This is a genomic window from Methanofollis sp. UBA420 (assembly GCF_002498315.1).
GTDB lineage: Archaea > Halobacteriota > Methanomicrobia > Methanomicrobiales > Methanofollaceae > Methanofollis.
On record NZ_DAGX01000003.1, the window covers coordinates 46786 to 64922 of the forward strand.

At 61.6% G+C, this 18137-nt stretch carries 19 protein-coding genes; 13 read left to right on the forward strand and 6 right to left on the reverse strand.

Annotated features, from left to right (window positions below; genetic code table 11):
* Nucleotides 1-173: 173 nt before the first annotated feature.
* Nucleotides 174-1166, reverse strand: a complete 993-nt coding sequence (ilvC, locus tag BP869_RS05090) for a ketol-acid reductoisomerase (RefSeq protein WP_342677527.1) — start codon at nucleotides 1164-1166, stop codon at nucleotides 174-176.
* A gap of 138 nt (nucleotides 1167-1304) precedes the next feature.
* Between ilvC and mptA the strand changes: the two genes are divergently transcribed.
* The 6 genes from mptA to BP869_RS05120 all read left to right on the forward strand — a co-directional run bounded on the left by mptA (nucleotide 1305) and on the right by BP869_RS05120 (nucleotide 7131).
* Nucleotides 1305-2240, forward strand: coding sequence for a GTP cyclohydrolase MptA (mptA, locus tag BP869_RS05095; RefSeq protein ID WP_342677529.1), 936 nt, complete (start codon nucleotides 1305-1307; stop codon nucleotides 2238-2240).
* Between the two features lie 384 nt (nucleotides 2241-2624).
* Nucleotides 2625-3992, forward strand: coding sequence for a coenzyme F420 hydrogenase subunit alpha (gene frhA, locus BP869_RS05100; protein ID WP_342677531.1), 1368 nt, complete (start codon nucleotides 2625-2627; stop codon nucleotides 3990-3992).
* Between the two features lie 8 nt (nucleotides 3993-4000).
* Nucleotides 4001-4522, forward strand: coding sequence for a coenzyme F420-reducing hydrogenase, FrhD protein (gene frhD / locus BP869_RS05105; protein ID WP_342677533.1), 522 nt, complete (start codon nucleotides 4001-4003; stop codon nucleotides 4520-4522).
* 283 nt (nucleotides 4523-4805) lie between these two features.
* Nucleotides 4806-5585 (forward strand): coenzyme F420 hydrogenase subunit gamma, encoded by a 780-nt coding sequence (gene frhG, locus BP869_RS05110; protein WP_342677535.1) that lies wholly within the window; start codon nucleotides 4806-4808, stop codon nucleotides 5583-5585.
* Between the two features lie 11 nt (nucleotides 5586-5596).
* A complete protein-coding gene (frhB, locus tag BP869_RS05115; protein WP_342677537.1) occupies nucleotides 5597-6460 on the forward strand; it encodes a coenzyme F420 hydrogenase subunit beta in 864 nt (287 codons plus the stop codon).
* A gap of 470 nt (nucleotides 6461-6930) precedes the next feature.
* Nucleotides 6931-7131 (forward strand): hypothetical protein, encoded by a 201-nt coding sequence (locus BP869_RS05120; RefSeq protein ID WP_342677539.1) that lies wholly within the window; start codon nucleotides 6931-6933, stop codon nucleotides 7129-7131.
* Here BP869_RS05120 and BP869_RS05125 read toward each other — a convergent pair.
* Entirely contained in the window at nucleotides 7122-7604 is a 483-nt protein-coding gene (locus BP869_RS05125) for a DUF2124 domain-containing protein (RefSeq protein WP_342677541.1), read from the reverse strand. The genes BP869_RS05120 and BP869_RS05125 overlap by 10 nt on opposite strands.
* A 254-nt stretch (nucleotides 7605-7858) precedes the next feature.
* Here BP869_RS05125 and BP869_RS05130 point away from each other — a divergent pair, with 254 nt between their 5' ends.
* Together BP869_RS05130 and BP869_RS05135 are read left to right on the forward strand one after the other, a co-directional pair.
* A complete protein-coding gene (locus BP869_RS05130) occupies nucleotides 7859-8101 on the forward strand; it encodes a PspC domain-containing protein (protein ID WP_342677543.1) in 243 nt (80 codons plus the stop codon).
* A 66-nt stretch (nucleotides 8102-8167) separates the two neighbouring features.
* Nucleotides 8168-9316: a PLP-dependent aminotransferase family protein gene (locus BP869_RS05135; protein WP_342677545.1), complete on the forward strand. Its 1149-nt coding sequence runs from the start codon at nucleotides 8168-8170 to the stop codon at nucleotides 9314-9316.
* Nucleotide 9317: 1 nt separating this feature from the next.
* Here the strand turns inward: BP869_RS05135 and BP869_RS05140 are convergent, their stop codons facing one another.
* Genes BP869_RS05140 through BP869_RS05150 form a run of 3 tightly spaced genes read right to left on the reverse strand, consistent with a single transcriptional unit; the run spans nucleotide 9318 to nucleotide 11413 of the window.
* Nucleotides 9318-10508, reverse strand: a complete 1191-nt coding sequence (locus BP869_RS05140; RefSeq protein ID WP_342677547.1) for a cation:proton antiporter — start codon at nucleotides 10506-10508, stop codon at nucleotides 9318-9320.
* A gap of 42 nt (nucleotides 10509-10550) precedes the next feature.
* A complete protein-coding gene (locus tag BP869_RS05145) occupies nucleotides 10551-10793 on the reverse strand; it encodes a hypothetical protein (RefSeq protein ID WP_342677549.1) in 243 nt (80 codons plus the stop codon).
* A gap of 20 nt (nucleotides 10794-10813) precedes the next feature.
* Entirely contained in the window at nucleotides 10814-11413 is a 600-nt protein-coding gene (locus tag BP869_RS05150; protein ID WP_342677551.1) for a hypothetical protein, read from the reverse strand.
* A 90-nt stretch (nucleotides 11414-11503) separates the two neighbouring features.
* Between BP869_RS05150 and BP869_RS05155 the strand changes: the two genes are divergently transcribed.
* Nucleotides 11504-11764 carry an RNA recognition motif domain-containing protein gene (locus tag BP869_RS05155; protein WP_067046921.1) on the forward strand — a complete coding sequence of 87 codons (261 nt, stop codon included), beginning with the start codon at nucleotides 11504-11506 and terminating at the stop codon, nucleotides 11762-11764.
* A gap of 231 nt (nucleotides 11765-11995) precedes the next feature.
* Here the strand turns inward: BP869_RS05155 and BP869_RS05160 are convergent, their stop codons facing one another.
* Nucleotides 11996-14644, reverse strand: a complete 2649-nt coding sequence (locus BP869_RS05160; protein ID WP_342677554.1) for an HAD-IC family P-type ATPase — start codon at nucleotides 14642-14644, stop codon at nucleotides 11996-11998.
* Between the two features lie 68 nt (nucleotides 14645-14712).
* Here BP869_RS05160 and BP869_RS05165 point away from each other — a divergent pair, with 68 nt between their 5' ends.
* The 4 genes from BP869_RS05165 to BP869_RS05180 are packed head-to-tail and all read left to right on the forward strand — an operon-like array spanning nucleotide 14713 to nucleotide 18135.
* Nucleotides 14713-15435 carry a DUF432 domain-containing protein gene (locus BP869_RS05165; protein ID WP_342677556.1) on the forward strand — a complete coding sequence of 241 codons (723 nt, stop codon included), beginning with the start codon at nucleotides 14713-14715 and terminating at the stop codon, nucleotides 15433-15435.
* Nucleotides 15436-15438: 3 nt separating this feature from the next.
* Nucleotides 15439-16320 carry a mechanosensitive ion channel family protein gene (locus tag BP869_RS05170; RefSeq protein WP_342677557.1) on the forward strand — a complete coding sequence of 294 codons (882 nt, stop codon included), beginning with the start codon at nucleotides 15439-15441 and terminating at the stop codon, nucleotides 16318-16320.
* 8 nt (nucleotides 16321-16328) lie between these two features.
* Nucleotides 16329-16838 (forward strand): HEAT repeat domain-containing protein, encoded by a 510-nt coding sequence (locus tag BP869_RS05175; protein WP_342677559.1) that lies wholly within the window; start codon nucleotides 16329-16331, stop codon nucleotides 16836-16838.
* A 31-nt stretch (nucleotides 16839-16869) separates the two neighbouring features.
* Nucleotides 16870-18135, forward strand: a complete 1266-nt coding sequence (locus BP869_RS05180) for a HEAT repeat domain-containing protein (RefSeq protein WP_342677561.1) — start codon at nucleotides 16870-16872, stop codon at nucleotides 18133-18135.
* Nucleotides 18136-18137 lie beyond the last annotated feature (2 nt).

Genomic DNA, 18137 nt, shown 5'->3' on the forward strand with positions numbered 1-18137 from the left:
GTCCCCCTGCCATTAGGATAGGGAGGTGGAGGGCAGTCTCCTCTTCAAAATGCAAGTTTGCCCCTTTGAGGTCCAATCCTGAGCGGGGGTTCGGGGGCGTAGTCCCCCGACTAGATTGTGAGGAATCGTTCCCCGGCACAGGCGGTAGAACAGGATTTTCCCAGATCCTGAAATTATTTTTTCTGGAACTGCGGCATCAGGGCCCTGATCTCCTTCCCCACACACTCGATCTCGTGCCCCTCGTCGGCACGGGTGAGGGCGGTGAAGACGGGCCTGCCTGTCATGTTCTCCAGGATCCACTCCTTTGCAAAGCGGCCGTCCTGGATCTCGTCCAGGATCTCCTGCATCGCCTCATAGGTTTCCGGGCCGACGACCCGCGGCCCCCGCGTCAGGTCGCCGTACTTCGCGGTGTTCGAGATCGAGTCCCGCATCCCCGAGAACCCGCCCTCGTAGATGAGGTCGACGATCAGTTTCAGCTCATGGAGGACCTCGAGGTATGCCATCTCCGGGGCATATCCGTTGGCGACCAGGGTCTCGAACCCGGCCTTGATCAAGGACGTGCACCCGCCGCAGAGCACCGCCTGCTCGCCGAAAAGGTCGGTCTCCGTCTCCTCCCTGAATGTCGTCTCAAAGACCGCGGCCCGCGTCGCCCCGATACCCTTCGCGTACGCCAGGGCGATCGCCTTCGCATCGCCTGTTGCGTCCTGCTCGACGGCGATGAGCGCCGGGACGCCCTTCCCCTCCTCGTACATCCGCCTCACCATGTGACCGGGCCCTTTCGGCGCGACCATCACGACGTTCACGTCTGGCGGCGGGACGATCTGGCCGTAGTGGATGTTGAACCCATGGGAGAACATCAGGGTCTTGCCCGCGGTGAGCCCCTGTCTGACTGCGCTCCGGTAGACTGCCGCCTGGTCCTCGTCAGGGAGGAGGACCTGGATGACGTCTGCCTCCCGCGCTGCGTCGGCGACCTGGAAAACCTCCAGGCCATCTTTGATCGCAATTTCCCAGCTTTTTCCCGGCCTGACTCCGATGACCACATCGAGGCCCGAGTCCTTCAGGTTGAGGGCCTGCCCGCGCCCCTGCGACCCGTACCCGATGACGGCAATCTTTTTCCCTGCCAGCACGCCCATATCGGCATCGGCATCAAAATATTTCTCGACCATACTCTACCGTTTCTTAGTGATAACGAAGTTCATAAATAACTATAGGGGGTACCTTTCACCACTACATCATGGCGCTCGTCGATATATTTCCCCTTGCGCCACGCTTCGTAGATCAGTTTCCAATTGAGGTTTACGAGAATGGAACTGCCAGACGTACAGTCGACCACCCCTGATGTCCGCATCAATCTGACAAGGGTCGGCGTAAAAAACGTTAAAAAACTGGTTGAAGTCTCCCGTCCGGGCAAGCGCCCTGTGATCTTCATTTCGAACTTCGACGTTTTCGTCGACCTCCCCGGCAGCCTGAAGGGGGCCAACCTCTCCAGGAACTTCGAGGTTATAGATGAGGTTCTCCAGGAGGCCATTGATGGAAAGGTTTCCGAGATCGAGGAACTCTGCAGCGTTGTTGCGCGCAAACTCCTCGACCACCATGAATATGCCGAAAGGACCGAGGTCCTGATGCGTAGCGAGTTCATGGTCCGCCGCGAGACTCCGGTCTCGAAGACGAGCTGTCACGAGGTCGTGAAAGTTCACGCCCGTGCGGTCGCCAGGCGGAACGGTCACCACCCCATCATCAGGAAGAGCATCGGCGCTGAAGTCACCGGAATGACTGCCTGCCCCTGTGCCCAGGACATCATGAAGGACCATGCGGTCCATGTGATGCAGGACCTGGGTATCGAGCAGGAGAAGATCACTGCCTTCTTTGAGGAGGTGCCGATGGCCACCCATAACCAGCGGGGCCGCGGCTTCCTCTGCATCGAGACCGACGACGACCAGCATGTCTCCCTGGAGACGATCATCAAGGTCCTGAAGGACTCGATGAGCGCTTCGATCTTCGAGCTTCTCAAGCGTGGCGACGAGAACTATGTCGTGATGCAGGCCCACCGCAACCCCCGCTTTGTCGAGGACTGCGTCAGGGAGATGGCACGGCATGTCGTCGCTCGTTTCAGCGACCTCCCCGGCGACTCGATGATCCTCATCCGGCAGACGAATGAGGAGAGCATCCACCAGCACGACGCCTACGCGGAGCGGAAGGCGACGCTTGCCGAGTTGATCGCAGAGCTGAACGGAGACTAAATCCCCCAACACCCCCCTTTTATCCAATATCCTTCGGGACGCCTTCGATGGCGGTGCCGATGCCGTTCTGGCTGCCGAAAACTGTGGAGCATATCGCTCTGTGGGGTCAGGGTTTCGTATTCCTCCGGGTCTGTTCTGGAAACTGTCCTTTCATGCTATCCCCCGGGTCTATTCTCCTGTCCTGATTGATCTCGCTATTTTATCCGGTATTATCGTATCCCTGAGTTAATCCACCTTGATTGATCGGTACCGAATCGAAAGATATAACTAAAACGGCGAAGTAATTGCTTCTGACGTACTTCTGTGGTACGTGTCACACCTATTGCACAGGTTCGAAACACGGTATCGCTGTTTGAACAACTCAACTAAAATGAGGCGATATATTTGTCGAAAGTTGTAGAGATTTCCCCAACCACGAGGCACGAGGGCCACTCCAAACTCGTCCTGAAGGTAAATGACGAGGGTATCGTCGAGCGTGGTGACTGGCTTTCCATCACCCCGGTGAGGGGTGTCGAGAAGCTCGCCGTCGGCAAGACGATGGAGCAGGTGCCCAAGATTGCCTCCCGTGTGTGCGGTATCTGTCCGATCGCCCACACGCTTGCAGCGACTGAGGCCATGGAAGCATCCGTCGGGTGTTACATCCCCGAGGACGCGATGCTTCTGCGGTACATCCTCCAGTGCGCAAACAGGCTGCACAGCATCGCCCTGCACGACATCCTTGTCCTGCCGGACATGTACCTGCCGGGTACAGACACGAAGATCAACCCGTTCACCCCCGAGGAACCGGTGAGGTCTGTCGCTCTCCGGATCCAGAGGCTCCGTGAGATCGGCCAGACCATCGGCGAGATCGTCGGCGGCGAAGCGGTTCACCCGTCGAACCCGCGTGTCGGCGGTATGTACAAGAACATCTCCCCGCGGGCGAAACAGAAGATCTACGACCTCGCGAAGGAGGGCAGGATGCTCGCCCACGCGCAGCAGGAGTTCATGGTCTCGATCTTCCGGAACTACCAGAAGCGTGACTGGGCAGAGGTTGCCGGCCGCCAGATCCCGATCCCGAAGAACCTCGGCTACCACAACCAGGGCTACATGGCCGCGGCTCCGATCTACGGCAGCAGCAGCCTTGACGACAACCCGACCTGGTTCCCCGAGCGCTGGACCGAAGTCCGGCCCTGGGACTGGTACATGGGCGAGGAAGAGATCTCCCTCGAAGACAAGGACTATCCCGTAGGCGGCACCACCCCGGCAGGCGAGAAGGCCTGGCCGCAGATGCAGGCCTGCACCGGCGTGCCCCTGTACGACGGCCAGCCTGTCGAAGTCGGTCCGCGTGCCCGTCTCGTCCAGTTCAAGAACTACGACGAGAAGGGTGCCATGGGCCTGAACATCGCCCGTGAGATGGAATACGAGGGATGCCTGTACGGCATTCTTGAGGCTGTCGACGCCCTCAACACCTCCGGCAAGGTCCTTGCCGACGAGATCCCCGGCGGCGACGGAAGCCTCGGCTGGGCTGCCAACGAGGCCCCGCGTGGCTGCGACGTCCACCTGGCAAAGGTCAAGGACGGCAAGGTCCGCTGGTTCTCCATGCTTGTCCCGACCACCTGGAACTTCCCGACCTGCAGCCGCGCCCTGACCGGCGCTCCGTGGGAACTCGCAGAAGTCATTGTCCGGGCCTATGACCCGTGCGTCTCCTGCGCCACCCACATGCTGGTCGTGGACGAGAACAAGAAGATAGTGGCCCAGAAGCTCCTCGAGTGAGATAATACATGTTATACCCGGAAATCGTGATTGTGGGATGCGGTAACCCTCTCTTCGCCGACGACGGCCTCGGGCCCGAGGTGATCGAGGAGCTGAACCGCATGCAACTTCCCGACAATGTCAAGGCCGTCGACGCAGGGCTTGGAGCCCCGCACTTTATTTTTACGCTGATCGACCCTGAGGTCACGAAAAAGATCATCATCGTCGATATAGCGGATTTCGGTGCGGAGCCGGGCACGCTTGCGAAGTTGTCCCTTGAAGACCTGCCGCCAGGGAGCTACCGGGACGCCCATTCATGGGACCTTACCGAGCCGCTCCAGAGGCTGAAGGACAGAGTCGAGATCACGATCCTCGGCGTCCAGCCGAAACGGGTAACATCACCCGAGATGGAAATCGGGCTCACCGAAGAGGTTCAGAAGGCCATACCCAAGGTAGTACGTCACGTACTTGCCGAGATTGGGGTGGATTATGGGGCTACTAGCGAAGCTAAAAGGGATCATCTTTGGAAGGAAGGAGCCACCCAGACCTGAGACGGCCCCGAAGGTAGAGCCTGCGCCGGTAACGGCGCCGGTCCAGCCCGAGGCAAAGCCATCTGAGGATAAGGGGACAGTAAAATGGGTGAAAAAGCCCGTGCCAACTCCGGCGCCAAGGCCTGCACCCGTCAAAGAGGCCCGGCAGGCACCCGCTGCCGGAGAGCCAGCCAAAGCGGTTGTGGCCAAAAAAGAGGCCGCACAACCGGCACCCAGACCTGTAGCGAAGCCTTCTGAGATCGAAGTGGAAAAATCATCTGAGATAATTAAGGAGGAAAAGCCTGTGGTAGAGAAGATTACCGTGGGGCACGTGCACATGAGCGGCTGTACCGGATGCCTTGTGTCCTTTGCAGACAACTACGAAGGACTCTTCAAGATTCTGGACAACTATGCAGACCTCGTCTATGCACTGACCCTTGTGGATGTCAGGCATGTCCCTGAGATGGACGTCGCCCTCGTCGAGGGTTCCGTCTGCCTCCAGGACAAGTGCTCTGTTGAAGAGATCAAGGAGACCAGGGAGAGGGCGAAGATCGTCGTCGCCCTTGGTGGCTGTGCGGCATACGGGAACATCACCCGGTTCTGCCGTGGTGGCCAGTGGAACCAGCCGCAGATGGAATCGTTCGTCCCGATCGGAGACCTGATCGACGTCGATGTCTACATCCCCGGCTGTGCGCCGACCCCGCAGCAGATCAGGAACGTCTGTCTCATGGCGTACCTGCTCCTGAAGGGTACCGACGAGCAGAAGGAGCTTGCCGGTGCATACCTCAAGCCCCTCATGGCCCTTGCAAAGCGCGGCTCGAACGCCGAGTTCAGCAGCGAGGCCTGCGGCTGCGACCTGATGGTCGGTGTCGTGAACCAGGGCCTGTGCATGGGCTGCGGTTCCTGTGCCGCCGCCTGTCCGGTCCGTGCGGTCAGCATGGAATACGGCAAGCCGCAGATCGAGCGCGACCTGTGCATCAAGTGCGGCGCCTGCTATGCCCAGTGCCCGAGGAGCTTCTTCAACTTCGATGTGATGAATGAGTTCGAGGGTATCAGCGAACTCATCAAAGAGGTCATGCAGTGAGGTGAAGAGAAATGGTACTCGGTAACTACAAGACCTGTGTCGCTGCACGCAGCACCGACAAGGAAATTCTGAAGGGAGCCCAGGACGGCGGTATCGTCACCCAGCTCTTTGCGTATGCGCTCGAAGAGGGCATCATCGACGGTGCCATCGTAGCAGGGCCGTCTGACGAGCCCTGGAAGCCCGAGCCGATGGTTGCAACCACGAGGGCGGAACTCCTTGCAGCCCGCGGCACGAAGTACAACCTCTCCCCGAACCTCTCCCTCCTCAAGGAGGCGACCCGGAGCTATGGCCTTGACAAGGTCGGCATCGTCGGCACCCCGTGCCAGATGCAGGCTGTCAGAAAGGCCCAGCTCTACCCGATCGGGATGCGCGACGTCCCTGACAAGATCGCCCTGGCCATCGGGATCTTCTGCATGGAGAACTTCCCGTACCAGTCGATTGAGGCGATCGTCGAGGACCACTGCAACCAGAAACTCGAGTCCGTCACCAAGATGGACATCGGCAAGGGCAAGTTCTGGGCCTACACCGAGCGCGGTGCGGTCTCCCAGATCCCGCTGAAGGTCACCCACAAGTACGAGCAGCCCGGCTGCCACGTCTGCCTGGACTATGTCTCCAACCTCGCCGATGTCTCGACCGGATCGGTCGGCACCCCCGACGGCTGGAGCACTGTCTTTGTCAGGACGAAGAACGGCGAAGATGTCTGGGCCAAGGCCATCACCGCCGGTTGCTTCGAGACCCAGGACATCGCCGGTGTCAAGCCCGGCCTTGACCTCGTGACCAAGCTCGCCACCGACAAGATCACGAAGAACCAGAAGACGCTCGACGCCCGTGCATCCTTCGGCGTCGGCAAGGGTCTGCGCAACCCTTACCTCTAAATATTTTTTGCACGTTTCTCTCGGGCCGGAAGACTGCACTCCTGCACTCTTCCGATTTCCGGGTATTCGGTTCTGTGAAAATCCTTTTCTGAAGTGCCTGCTCTGAGGGACCACCTTGATTTCATGCTCGCTATCGCTCGCACCTCGAAGACCCTCTTCTCGACCCCCTCCGGCTGTCTCCACATTCGGATTGGGGGTGGGATTGTTTTCTCCGCTCAGGATATTCTGTTCGCTCTTCCCCGGTCCAATCCTGAGTGGGGGTTCTGGGAATGTGACCAAGGTCTAAATTGTGGGGAAGGCATCGGATCCGCGCTTCCTTCCAGGGGTTCGGGAGGATACATCGGCCCGGGCATGAGGGTTTCTCCAGAGCCCGGCGATCAGTTCTTTTATTCCTCAAAATTCGTGATCCGCTCACGGACCGTACCGGAAATATTTATATCTTGAAGGCCGGTATGGAGGGTGGGGGGACCATGAAAACAAAGATCACCTTTGAAGAGCTGGCGCAGTTGCCTTTTTTCGAGGGAGTTGCGACGCTCTCACTTGTGAGGGGGGGCGAGATCGAGCTTTTCCTCGGCGAGGTGCCGCTGACCGTGTGGCAGGTCGAAAAAGTTGTGGGGGAAGTGGTCAGGGCCCTGCAGGGAGCGCCGCAGCTCGCGGAGATCTACCGGTAGATGGTGACCGGGTCGAGGGTGGCGTCGATCAGGAGGTCGAAGGCGACCTGATCGAGCCAGCCCGCCTTCTCGAACATGCTCATAAAACAGACTCCGACTCTCTTTGCCTGCGGGTGGCGTGCGAGGAGTGCCGCCGCATCTTTTGCTTCCACCGGGACATTCGGCATCGCAAGCCCGCCCATCAGGACGATGACCGCAGGGTCTGGGCCGGCAGGCGATCCGCCGACCTGCATGCCGACGCCGGGGACAGCATGGATCGCCTGCGCCTTCCCCTCGTCGAGGTACGGCACGAAGACGTGCTCGAAGGGGAGATCGCGGACGGCGAAGGCGAGCAGTTCGATGAAAGGCGTGCAGGTTCCGGGAACGCCGCAATATATGATGCGGGCGCCGTCAGGCAGGCCGGCGCCGGCAAGGTACTGTTTGAAAGGCCTGAGCATGCCAGGGACACCGGAGAGAGTCTCGATTTTTTCCATACTTTCCGATGGATCCGGTCCTATAAATGTGTGGCGGCGCATTCTCCCGGCCCCTGGCCCTCCTATGCCGGAACAGTCCCGCCGAGCATACCGACGGTGAAAACGATGAGGACTAGCAGCATGGCGGCACCGACGGCAAACAATGCACGGTCGAGATTACGCGTATCCATATTCTCATAATCCTGTCATGGATAGATAACCCTTCCCATTTTTTGTCCGCAAGGTCTATCCCGAAAAGCGTCTAGATATGATCGATGGCAGAGAAGAGACTTGTCCGTCCGAAGAATGACCGCATGATTGCCGGGGTCTGCAGCGGAATAGCCAGGTATCTGGGCATCGACCCGGCGATCGTGCGCATTGCGTGGGTTATCCTCTCCTTCTTCGGCTATATCGTCTTCGGGGTCCTTGCCTATATCATCGCCGTGATCATCATCCCCGAGGAAGAGGAAGGTGTTCTCGACGCGGATTTCACGGTGAAAGAGGAAGGGAAGGCCTGATCCTTCCCAAAATTATTTCTGCGGCGACCCGTATGGTTCAGTGTGACGCGTCGGTATGCTGCAAGAATGGCGAAGACACCCCGGTCCTTTATCAGGGAGATCCTGAAGGTTACCGGGAACCCTGAGGTCATCTCTTTTGCCGGAGGCCTCCCGAACCCCGCTCTTATCAGGGTTGAAGAGATTGCGGAGGCGTCCCGATCTGTTTTTGAAGACGGAGGTGCCGCCGCCCTTCAGTATTCTACGACCGAGGGCTACCTGCCTCTCAGGGAGTTCATCGCCGACCGGTACAGGCAGAGGCTCGGCCTTGAAGTTGGGCCCGACGAGATTCTCATCACCAGTGGTTCGCAACAGGCCCTCGACCTTATCGGCAAGGTCTTCCTCGACCCCGGTTCTGCCGTGGCGATCGAGCGCCCCGGTTATCTTGGTGCGATCCAGGCCTTCTCCCTGTACGAACCCCGTTTCTGTCCTGTCACTCTCGAAAAGGACGGGCCCGATATCGCGGCCCTGGAGAGGGTGCTCGAAGAGCGGGATGTCCGGTTCTTCTATGGTGTCCCGAACTCGCAGAACCCGTCGGGGATCACCTGGTCGCGGGAAAAAAGGGAGGATGTGGCCTCTCTCCTCGAAGGGACCGGCACTGTCTTTATCGAGGACGACGCCTACGGCGAACTGCGGTTCTCGGGCCGGCCTCTGCCGCCGGTGAAATCATATCTCCCCGAATCGACAGTCCTGACCGGGTCCTTCTCGAAGATCGCGGCGCCGGGACTGCGCATCGGCTGGATCTGTGCGGAACCCGGGATCCTCGACCGCCTCGTCGTCGCGAAGCAGGCATCAGACCTCCATTCCAGCACCCTCGACCAGCGGATTCTCGCCCGGTACCTTCGGGATACTGATCTCGATGCGCATGTCGGGGAGATCTGCCGGGTGTACGGCCGGCACTGCAGCCTGATGGCCTCCCTGATAGACGAACTCTTCCCTGATGGTGTCGCCCGCACCAATCCGGAGGGTGGGATGTTCCTCTGGGCGACCCTCCCTCCCGGCCTCTCCTCGATGGCCCTCTTCGAGCGGGCCCTTGCGGAGCATGTTGCCATCCTGCCCGGCCTGCCCTTCTACGTGGACGGTGGCGGGGAGAACACGGTCCGCCTCAGCTTCTCGAATGCCGATGAGGAGAGAATCGCCGAGGGGATGCACCGCCTTGCGCGGGCCCTCGGCGCATAGTTCAGGCGGTTTCCCCGATCCTTTCGCCCCTGTATAACCAGTTCCGGTAGACGATCGGTGTCACCACCGTTGTCAGAAGGCTCATCAGCACGATCGCCAGATAGATGCCCTGGTCGATGAGGTTCAGGTTGAGGCCGATGAGGGCGACGATCATCGCCACTTCGCCCCGGGGCACCATGCCGAAGCCGAGGATCAGGCTGTCCTGCCACCCTATTCCCATGAAGCGGGCGGGAATGCCGCAGCCGACGATCTTGGTGATCACAGCCATCACCGTCAGGGCGGTGAGGAGGACGAGGATGTCCGGCGTGAGAGCCGAGAAATCGGCGAGGATTCCCAGGGATACGAAGAAGATCGAGGCGAAGATGACATGGAGATACTCGGCCCCCTCCTTCAGGTCGCGGGAGTTGACGATATTGACCCCGTGGAAGGAGACGCCTGCGATGAATGCCCCGATGATCGCCGATATTCCGACGGCCTCCGCGCCGAGGGCGTAGAGAAAGGCGAACATCATCGCTGTGATGAAGAGGAACTCCGGGTACTTCCGGGAGAAGGGGGTCCGGTCGATCCATTCGAGGAGAGGGGCGACGATCTTGATGCCGGCAAATCCGGCAAGAACGATGAAGACAACGTCCTTCATGACGACCGCGGTGACCGAGAGGGGTGTGAATGTCCCGGCGACGACGTCGATGGTCATCGAGAGGGCCATCAGGGAGAGAACATCGTCGATGACCGCCGTGCCTATGATCGCCCGCGCCACGCCGGTGTCGAGTTTTCCCATCTCCCGCAGGACATTGGCGGTGATCGCAATGCTCGTCGCCGTCATCGCCGTCCCGACAAAGACGGCGCTCTCGAAGCCGTAGCCGAGTGCGGCGGTGAGCCAGTAGCCGCCAATCCAGGGGACGATGACCCCGAAAAGTCCGATCACGGCGTAGCGCAGATCAAGGATGTCCCGGAGATCGAACTCCAGGCCGATGACAAAGAGAAGGATGACGGCGCCGAGAGCGGCGAGACTCCGCACGAAATCAGTGTACGTGATCAGGCCGAGGATGCTCGGCCCCACGATGATCCCGACCAGGATCTCCCCGATCACCGCGGACTGGTTGATCCTGGACGCCACCAGGTAGCCCGCGAGGGCGACGAAGAGGAGGAGGCTCATCTGGAACTCGATGGTCGAGGCGATTTCTGCGGACATGGGATCGATCTCGTCGTCGGCGTTTTTAACCCCGCCGGCTGTTCACCCCTCCTGCCATCCCGGGTTTTCCGCGAGGAATGCCCTCTCTTTCTCTTCCATCTGCTCTGCCGTGAAGGACGCGGGCATATGGATGCACCGGTGTTCCCTGAAGACGCCGCAGAGGAATGCCCCCTGCCTCTCGTCAGCCGGACAGGCCCCGTAAGTGCCGGCGTCGAAGTCGTGGTAGACATATTCGAGGCCCTCGCGTTCTGCGATCTCCTTCGCCTCTCTCCATGACCCTGCCATACCCTTCCCGTGCGCGGGTATTATATGTACATTTCCCGGAGCACCTGCCGGCAGGCGCCGCCAGTGCCGACGCGGCAGAGGACTGCGCCCTCTGCTGTGAAACGGTATGGCAGGGGGAGGGCGGTGTCCCTTTCAGAGGCTTCGCCCCTGCCGAGGGTGATATGGGGGGAGTACCGGGCGCGCAGGAAATCGCGGGCATACGCGGCCATGGACGGTTCGTCCTCCTCTCCGTCCCTGAGGAGGAGGGCAGGTTGTTCGTCAACGGCGACTTCCCCGAGGGCCTTTGCCGCCGCGCGGTGGAGAGCGAGGAGCGGTCCGTCGGTGGCGAGGTCGAATCCTGCGACCCTCTGCCCCGACCCGGTTGTCACCGTGGAGATGCCGGTGACAGTGATATCGAGGGGAAAGTGAGGCACGAGGCTCTCCAGAGAGATCCCTGCAAGGTCTCCCTCCGGCACCGCGGCCATCGCGAGGGTGATGTGGGGGACGGCGTCAGGCCCGAAACAGATGGTTCTGGTGTTTGAATGCCCGACGAGGAGACGGTTGATCCGGGCCGCCTCGTCCCTGATCCCGGCAGGGAGGACGACCGCGATATCGACGGCGAGGGGATGCGCATGGTGCATGAAGAAGGGTGGATCGCAGGGGTGATATGCCTGTCTCAGTCGGCAGAAAGATAACCATGTCCAGCATATAGCTAACCACAGGAGTTACCCATGGAAAGCAATACTCTCTATGTCGGGAATCTCAACTACGAGACAACCGAAGAACAGCTCACCGAACTCTTCTCTGAATACAGCGAACCCACCTCCGTCAGGATCATCCCGCGCAAGGGCTTTGGTTTTGTTGAGTTCTCCTCCCCTGAGGAAGCCGAGAAGGTAATGACCGCCCTGAACGGCACCGAGTTCATGGGCCGTGCCCTGCGTATGGATGAGGCGAGGCCGCGCGAGCCCCGTACCGATTCCCGCAGATACTAAGAATACTCCTTGCCGGGGACACCCCGGTCTTTTTTTCCGGGGATAATCCCCCGGAAAAGTTATTCCTGCAGACCTTCAGGTTTCGACTCCTTTGCGATCATGGTCTTCTTCGCTCATGGCAGGAGACGTATCTTTCATTCTCCGCTCTCTTCTGATCAGACACGGGAAGGCAGAAGAGAAGGTCGTGAAGGGCGAGTCTGCCGTTCCTCTCCGTCCTCACCGATTGTGTTCTCACCCGCTTTTTTCCCGCCGCTTCACCGCCCATTTCCAGCCCTCCCCTGCAGCGAGGAGGGGCAGGCTGATGAGGACGAGGAGGGCCCAGTCTCCTACACTGAGGGGGACGGTCCTGAAGGCCGCCTGGAGGATGGGGTGGTAGACGGCCGCCACCTGGAGGGCAAGGCTCCCGGCGACCGCTGCGACGAGGTACCTGTTTGAGAAAGGCCCTATCTCGCGGAGGGTCGATGAGAATGACCTGAAGTTGAAGACATTGATCAGTTCGAAGACCACGAAACCGGTGAAGGCGAGGGTTCGGGCTCTGTCGAGGTCGGCCTCCTGGAGGAGGGCGAAGATGAGGAGGACGACCGCACCGATCCAGCCGCCGATCAGGAGGACCGCGGTCATGGCGCGGGAGGAGAGGATCTCTGCACCCGGGTCTGCAGGCGGCCGGCGCATGATCCCCCTCTCTGCCGGTTCGACCCCGAGGACGAGGGCGGTCGCACCATCGGTCACCAGGTTCACCCAGAGGATCTGGGCCGGCAGGAGGACGAGGGGCAGGCCGACGACGAGTCCGCCCGCGACGGCGACGATCTCACCGACGTTCGAGGAGAGGAGGTACCGCGTGAACTTCGCGATGTTGTCCGCCTCCCGTCGCCCCTCTTCGACTCCGGCGACGATGCTTGCGAAGTTGTCGTCCACGAGGACGATGTCGCTCGCCTCTCTGGCGACGTCCGTCCCCTTGACGCCCATCGCGATCCCGACATGCGCCTTTTTCAGGGCGGGGGCGTCGTTCACTCCGTCGCCGGTCATGGCGACGATATGGCCGTCCCCGGTGAGGAGGCCGATCACCCTGAGTTTATGTTCAGCGGTGACCCGTGCAAGGATATTCGCAGATTTCAGTGCGGCAAGGAGACTGGTGTCGTCCATCCCGTCGATATCTGCGCCGGTCAGGGCTTCACCCTGCCCGAGCCCGACAGCCCGGCCGACCGCCGCCGCCGTAAGGGATGCGTCTCCGGTGATCATGATCACGTTTATCCCCGCCTTTCTTGCCCGTTCCACTGCTTCTCTCGCCTCTTCACGCGGCGGGTCCTGGATGCCCGCGGCCCCCAGATAGACGAGCCCCTCCTCCGGGTCTTCGCCGTCGTCGAAAGGGCGGTATGCCGCCGCGATCACCCTGAGGCCCTCTCCTGCCATCCCCTCGACCCCGGCCGCCAGCACCTCCAGTGTCTCCGTGTCGAGAGACCTGGCCGCCCCGTCAGCGAGCACCGCAGTGCAGCGGGCAAGGACGATCTCTGGCCCTCCCTTCATGTATGCGATCCGTCTCTCTCCTTTCCCCACAATGACGGTCATCCGTTTCCTCGCCGAGGAGAAGGAGAGTTCCTCTTCGATCCCCGGGAGACCGTCGCGCCCGATCCCGGCCTTTGCCGCGGCGACGACGAGCGCTCCCTCGGTCGGACTCCCGATGATCCCGCCGTCTGGCGTGAGTGAGGCGTGGCTGCAGATGACGGCGGCCCGGAGGAAAGCTGAAAGCCCGGGCACTTCTGCAGGATCGACGGCCCTCTCCCCCACGAAAAATCCTCCCATCGGGGCGTAGCCGGTGCCACTCACCCTGATATCCCGGCCTGGCAGGGCGATCGCCGTCACCGTCATCTCGTTCTTCGTGAGAGTGCCGGTCTTGTCCGTGCCGATCACCGAGACCGCCCCAAGGGTCTCCGAGGCCGGCAGGTGACGGATGAGGCAGTTTCTCCTGAGCATCGCCCGCACCCCGATCGCCAGGGTAAGGGTCACCACCGCGGGCAGACCCTCCGGGATCACGGCGACGGCCAGGGACACCCCGATCAGGACGAGCTCATAGGCCCCGCGCCCCTGGAGGAGGCCGGCGAGCACGACTGCCGCAGCGACGAAAAGCGCGATCTGGCCGATACGTGTCGAGAGGACGGCGAGCCGCCGGGCAAGAGGTGTCTCGATATCCCTGACCGTGCGGGAAAGCCCTGCGATCCGCCCGAACTCGGTCGCCATCCCGGTGGCGACGGCAACCCCCCTCCCCCGCCCGTTCACGACCGCCGTCCCCATGTAGGCCATGTTCGCCCGCTCCATCAGAGGGGTCTCCTCCGGGAGGGGAAGGACGGCCTTGCCCACCGGCACCGACTCCCCGGTGAGCGGTGCCTCGTCGACCTGGAGACTTGTCGCCGAGATAAGGCGGAGGTCGGCCGGCACCTTCATCCCTGTATCGAGGACGACGATGTCCCCGGGTACGACCGCCGCCGCATCGATCCCGGTCTCTGCCCCGCCCCTCACCACGACGGCCTGCAGGCCGAGCATCCGCCTGAGCGCTTCCATCGCCTTCTCTGCCTGCCACTCCTGGGCCGCGCCGAAGGCTGCGTTCATGAGAACGATGATCAGGATTGCGACGGCATCGACAGTCTCTCCGATAATGAGGGAAAAGACCGCGGCGGCGATGAGAACGGCGACGAGGGTGCTCCTGAACTGGCGGATGATGATCGCCCCCGGGCCAGGCGCCTCCTCCCTGTCGAGGCGGTTCTCGCCGTAGCGTTCCAGCCGTACACCTGCCTCTGCCGGGGACAGACCCTCCTCGCACGACCCGAGGGTCAGGAGGGCCTCGGCCTGATCGCGGGCATGCCAGGGGGCAGAAGAGTCCGCCATTGCACCGCGATTCTCTCCCCCGCTATATAGAGGGATCGACCGTACCCCTTAGATACCCTTAATACCGCATGCCCGAGACATTTACCGTGTACGGCACTTACGACCTTTCCTTCAGGTACGAGAAGGACGGCCTCGATCTCTCGATCGAGCCAGAGGATGGGAAGTATCTCTACCGCCGCACCCTGAACGGGCAGACGAAGACGCGGACCATCCTTTCCTCTGGCGGTCGGCTGATCATCAACCCGGTCGAGCCCCTCAACCTCCCCAAGGAGATCTGCCGGAATCTCCTGGTTGAATTCGAACCCCTCTCGATCGAACCGGGCGCCGAGCAGACTGTCTACCTCACCTTCCCTGTCGAGATCGGCGTTTTTGTCGCCGGCCGGGGAAATCTCGAACTCCTGGATATCTTCTCCTGGAATAGCCAGAAGTACACTCTGTACGGCTCGTCAGAGAAAGGGGTGATCGCTCGGTGGTGGCCGAGCACCGCCCGCTCTGCCCCTCCTGATCTCGATCCCCTGAATGAGGGTCTCCTGTCCCTTGAGATCTCCAATACGACGCGGGAATGGGTCGAAGTCTCGAAGATCGTCCTGGACGGTTTCGGCATGAAGATCTACTATGGCGACCTTGTTTCCGTACAGGCGTGGATGCGTGTCCTCAGCACGATGGTGGCGGAGACCGGTTTTTACGACCGGTCTGCCCGTGAGGGGCAGAAGAAGGCGGTCGAACTCTTCACGGTGCATCGACTTGCGGGGGTCGAGCGCCAGCGTTTCCTGATGGACCGGGGGCTGTGAGCAGTGTTTGGCTTCGACTTTGGCCTTGACGACCCCATCTTCTTCTACCCCTCCCTCAGCTGGGGGCACCTCGTCTACATCGTCCTCGTCATCCTCATTGCGGCGACGGTAGCGAAGGCGGCGACCCTCTACCTCAGGAAAACCCTCACCGACAAGATCAAACTGAGCCAGCTCGACCTCCTCCTCAAGGCCGTCAACTACTCGGTGCTCATTATCACCGTCCTGATCATCGTCCCCTTCTTCAAGATTGACCTCGGCGGCCTCCTCGTGGCCGGCGGGTTCGCTTCGATCGTCATCGGTATCGCCAGCCAGAGCGTGCTCGGGAACCTGATCTCGGGTCTCTTCCTCATTCTTGAGCGGCCAATCACCATCGGTGACAACATCAATATCGGGAGCGTGAGCGGGAACATCACCGACATCAACATCTTCTCGACGATCGTGAAGACCTATGACGGCGTCTATGTGCGGATCCCGAATGAAAAGGTCTTCACCTCTGAGATCACAAATTATGTGGCCCACGAGGCGCGGCGGTTCGAGTACGTCATCGGGATCCCGTACGACGACGACGCGAACGAGGCGATCAGGATCATCAGGGAGGTCGTCTGGAGCCACCCCTTCGCCCTGAAGGATCCGTCGCCCTCCGTCTATGTCGACGAACTCGCCGACAGTTCGGTGAATATCAAGGTGCGGATCTGGGCGCCTGCCACCGAGTGGTGGGACGTCCGGACCGATCTCCTCTGGAAGATCAAGGAGGAACTCTCGAAGAACGGTATCGAGATGCCCTTCCCGCAACAGGCGATCTGGTTCCAGAACGAGCTGCAGGGGCGGGTCGCGTTGAGTTCGGGCGATGGTCGGTCGCGGGCCGGCCCTGACGAGGATACCTGAGGTGCATGATGGCAGACGAGATGACAGATCTGATCCTGGCGCTTTCTTCGCAGGATCTCGATAAAAGGCACGAAGCAGAGGAACGCCTTGTGGCGATCGGGGAGGATGCGGTCCTCCCCCTGATCGAGGTGCTGATCGATGAGGACGCCGGCGCCCGCTGGTACGCCGGCCGGGTCCTCGCCAGGATCGGCGCACCCGTGATCAGGCCCCTGATCCTCACGATGATCGTGGAGCAGGACACGCAGTTCAGGCGCTACGCGGCGGCGGCCCTGGGTTCGATGGGTGAGACTGCGGTAGAGCCTCTCATCGAGGCATTTTCAAGCGAAGACCGCGAACTCCGCGGCTTTATCGCCCTCGCCCTCTGCCGGATCGGCGAACCAGCGCGGGGGCCGCTGAAGCGGCTTGCCAGCGAGGGTGATGAGGTGCAGCGGTCCTGCGCCCGCCTCACCCTCTGGAAAATGGGGGAGGAGGGGATCAACGACCTGGTTGGTTCCCTCGATGCCGGGAAGGCCACATAATTTTTTACGTCCTGCAGGCGACTCCGGTGTGATGACAGAGATCACCGGGATACGCCCTGTCCTTCTTGCCCTGGCATGTGCCGGGTCATTCGCCCTCGACGGCATCCTTCATGCAGACCCGGTAGCCGGTGCCGTGTACCCCCACCTCTTCTATCTCCCTATCGTGCTTGCAGCCCTCTGGTACGGGCGTGTCTCCGTCCCTGTCGCGGGCGCCCTCGGCCTTGTGCACGTCCTTGTCTGGTCTTTTGCGCCTGCTGCCGTCCTGCGGGCCGGGATATTCCTTGCCGTCGGTCTTCTCGCCGCCCTCATTGCCATAAGGGCCGCGGCGCCTGTCCCGGCACCTGAGGGCGGCGCCCGTGACCTTGCTCCTCTCCTCCGGAGCCGGAGTCCTGAGAGGCGGTATGGGGCTGCGGTCTCCCTCGGACGGACCGGCGACCCCGCGGCTGTCCCTGCCCTGGAAAAGGCCCTTTCCGACCCTGATCCCGGTGTCCGCTGGATGGCGCTCGAAGCCCTCGGTGCCATCGGCAACCCGGCCCTCCCTGTCCTCGTCGGCCTCCTCGGTTCCGACGACATCGACCTCCGCTGGGGCGCTGCGGTTGCCCTCGGCGATATCAGCGATCCCGTGGCAGTCGAACCCCTTGCTCACGCTCTTGAGGACGGAGACAGGTACGTGCGGACGCGGGCCGCCCTTGCCCTTGCGGCGATCGGGGCCGCGGCCCTGCCATCGCTTGCAGCCGCGGCAGGACACCGGGACGCCGGGGTGCGGTGGGCGTCTGCCCTCGCCCTCGGAAAGATCGGGTCTCCCGACGGTATCCCGGCCCTTTCTAATCTTGTCGCCGATCCCGATGCCGGCGTCCGCTGGAAGGCGGTCGAGGCCCTCGGCGCCATTGGCGGGGAGGACGCGGTCGGCCCCCTTGTCATGGCCCTTGATGACAGGGACGAAGAGGTCTGCGGGGTGGCGACCGCGGCCCTGACGGCGATCGGGGATCCTGCGGTCACCTCCCTCATCGACGCCTTGCGGACAAAGGGGCGTTGGTTCTGTGCGGTGTCGGCCCTCAGGGAGATGGGGACGGCGGCGGCCCCGGCCCTCCACTCGGCCCTCTCCCGGAAGAACAGGTGGGTGCGGATCGGAGCGGCGATGATTCTGGCGGAGGAAGGGGACAGGCAGGGGACGGACGCCCTTGTCGCCGCCCTCTCCGATGCCGACCCCGACGTGCGGGAGGCGGCGAGAGAGATCCTGGAGGTGGGGCTGAAAAAAGGCCCAGAAGGGGGGAAAAACCAGAATTCATCCGTTTAACC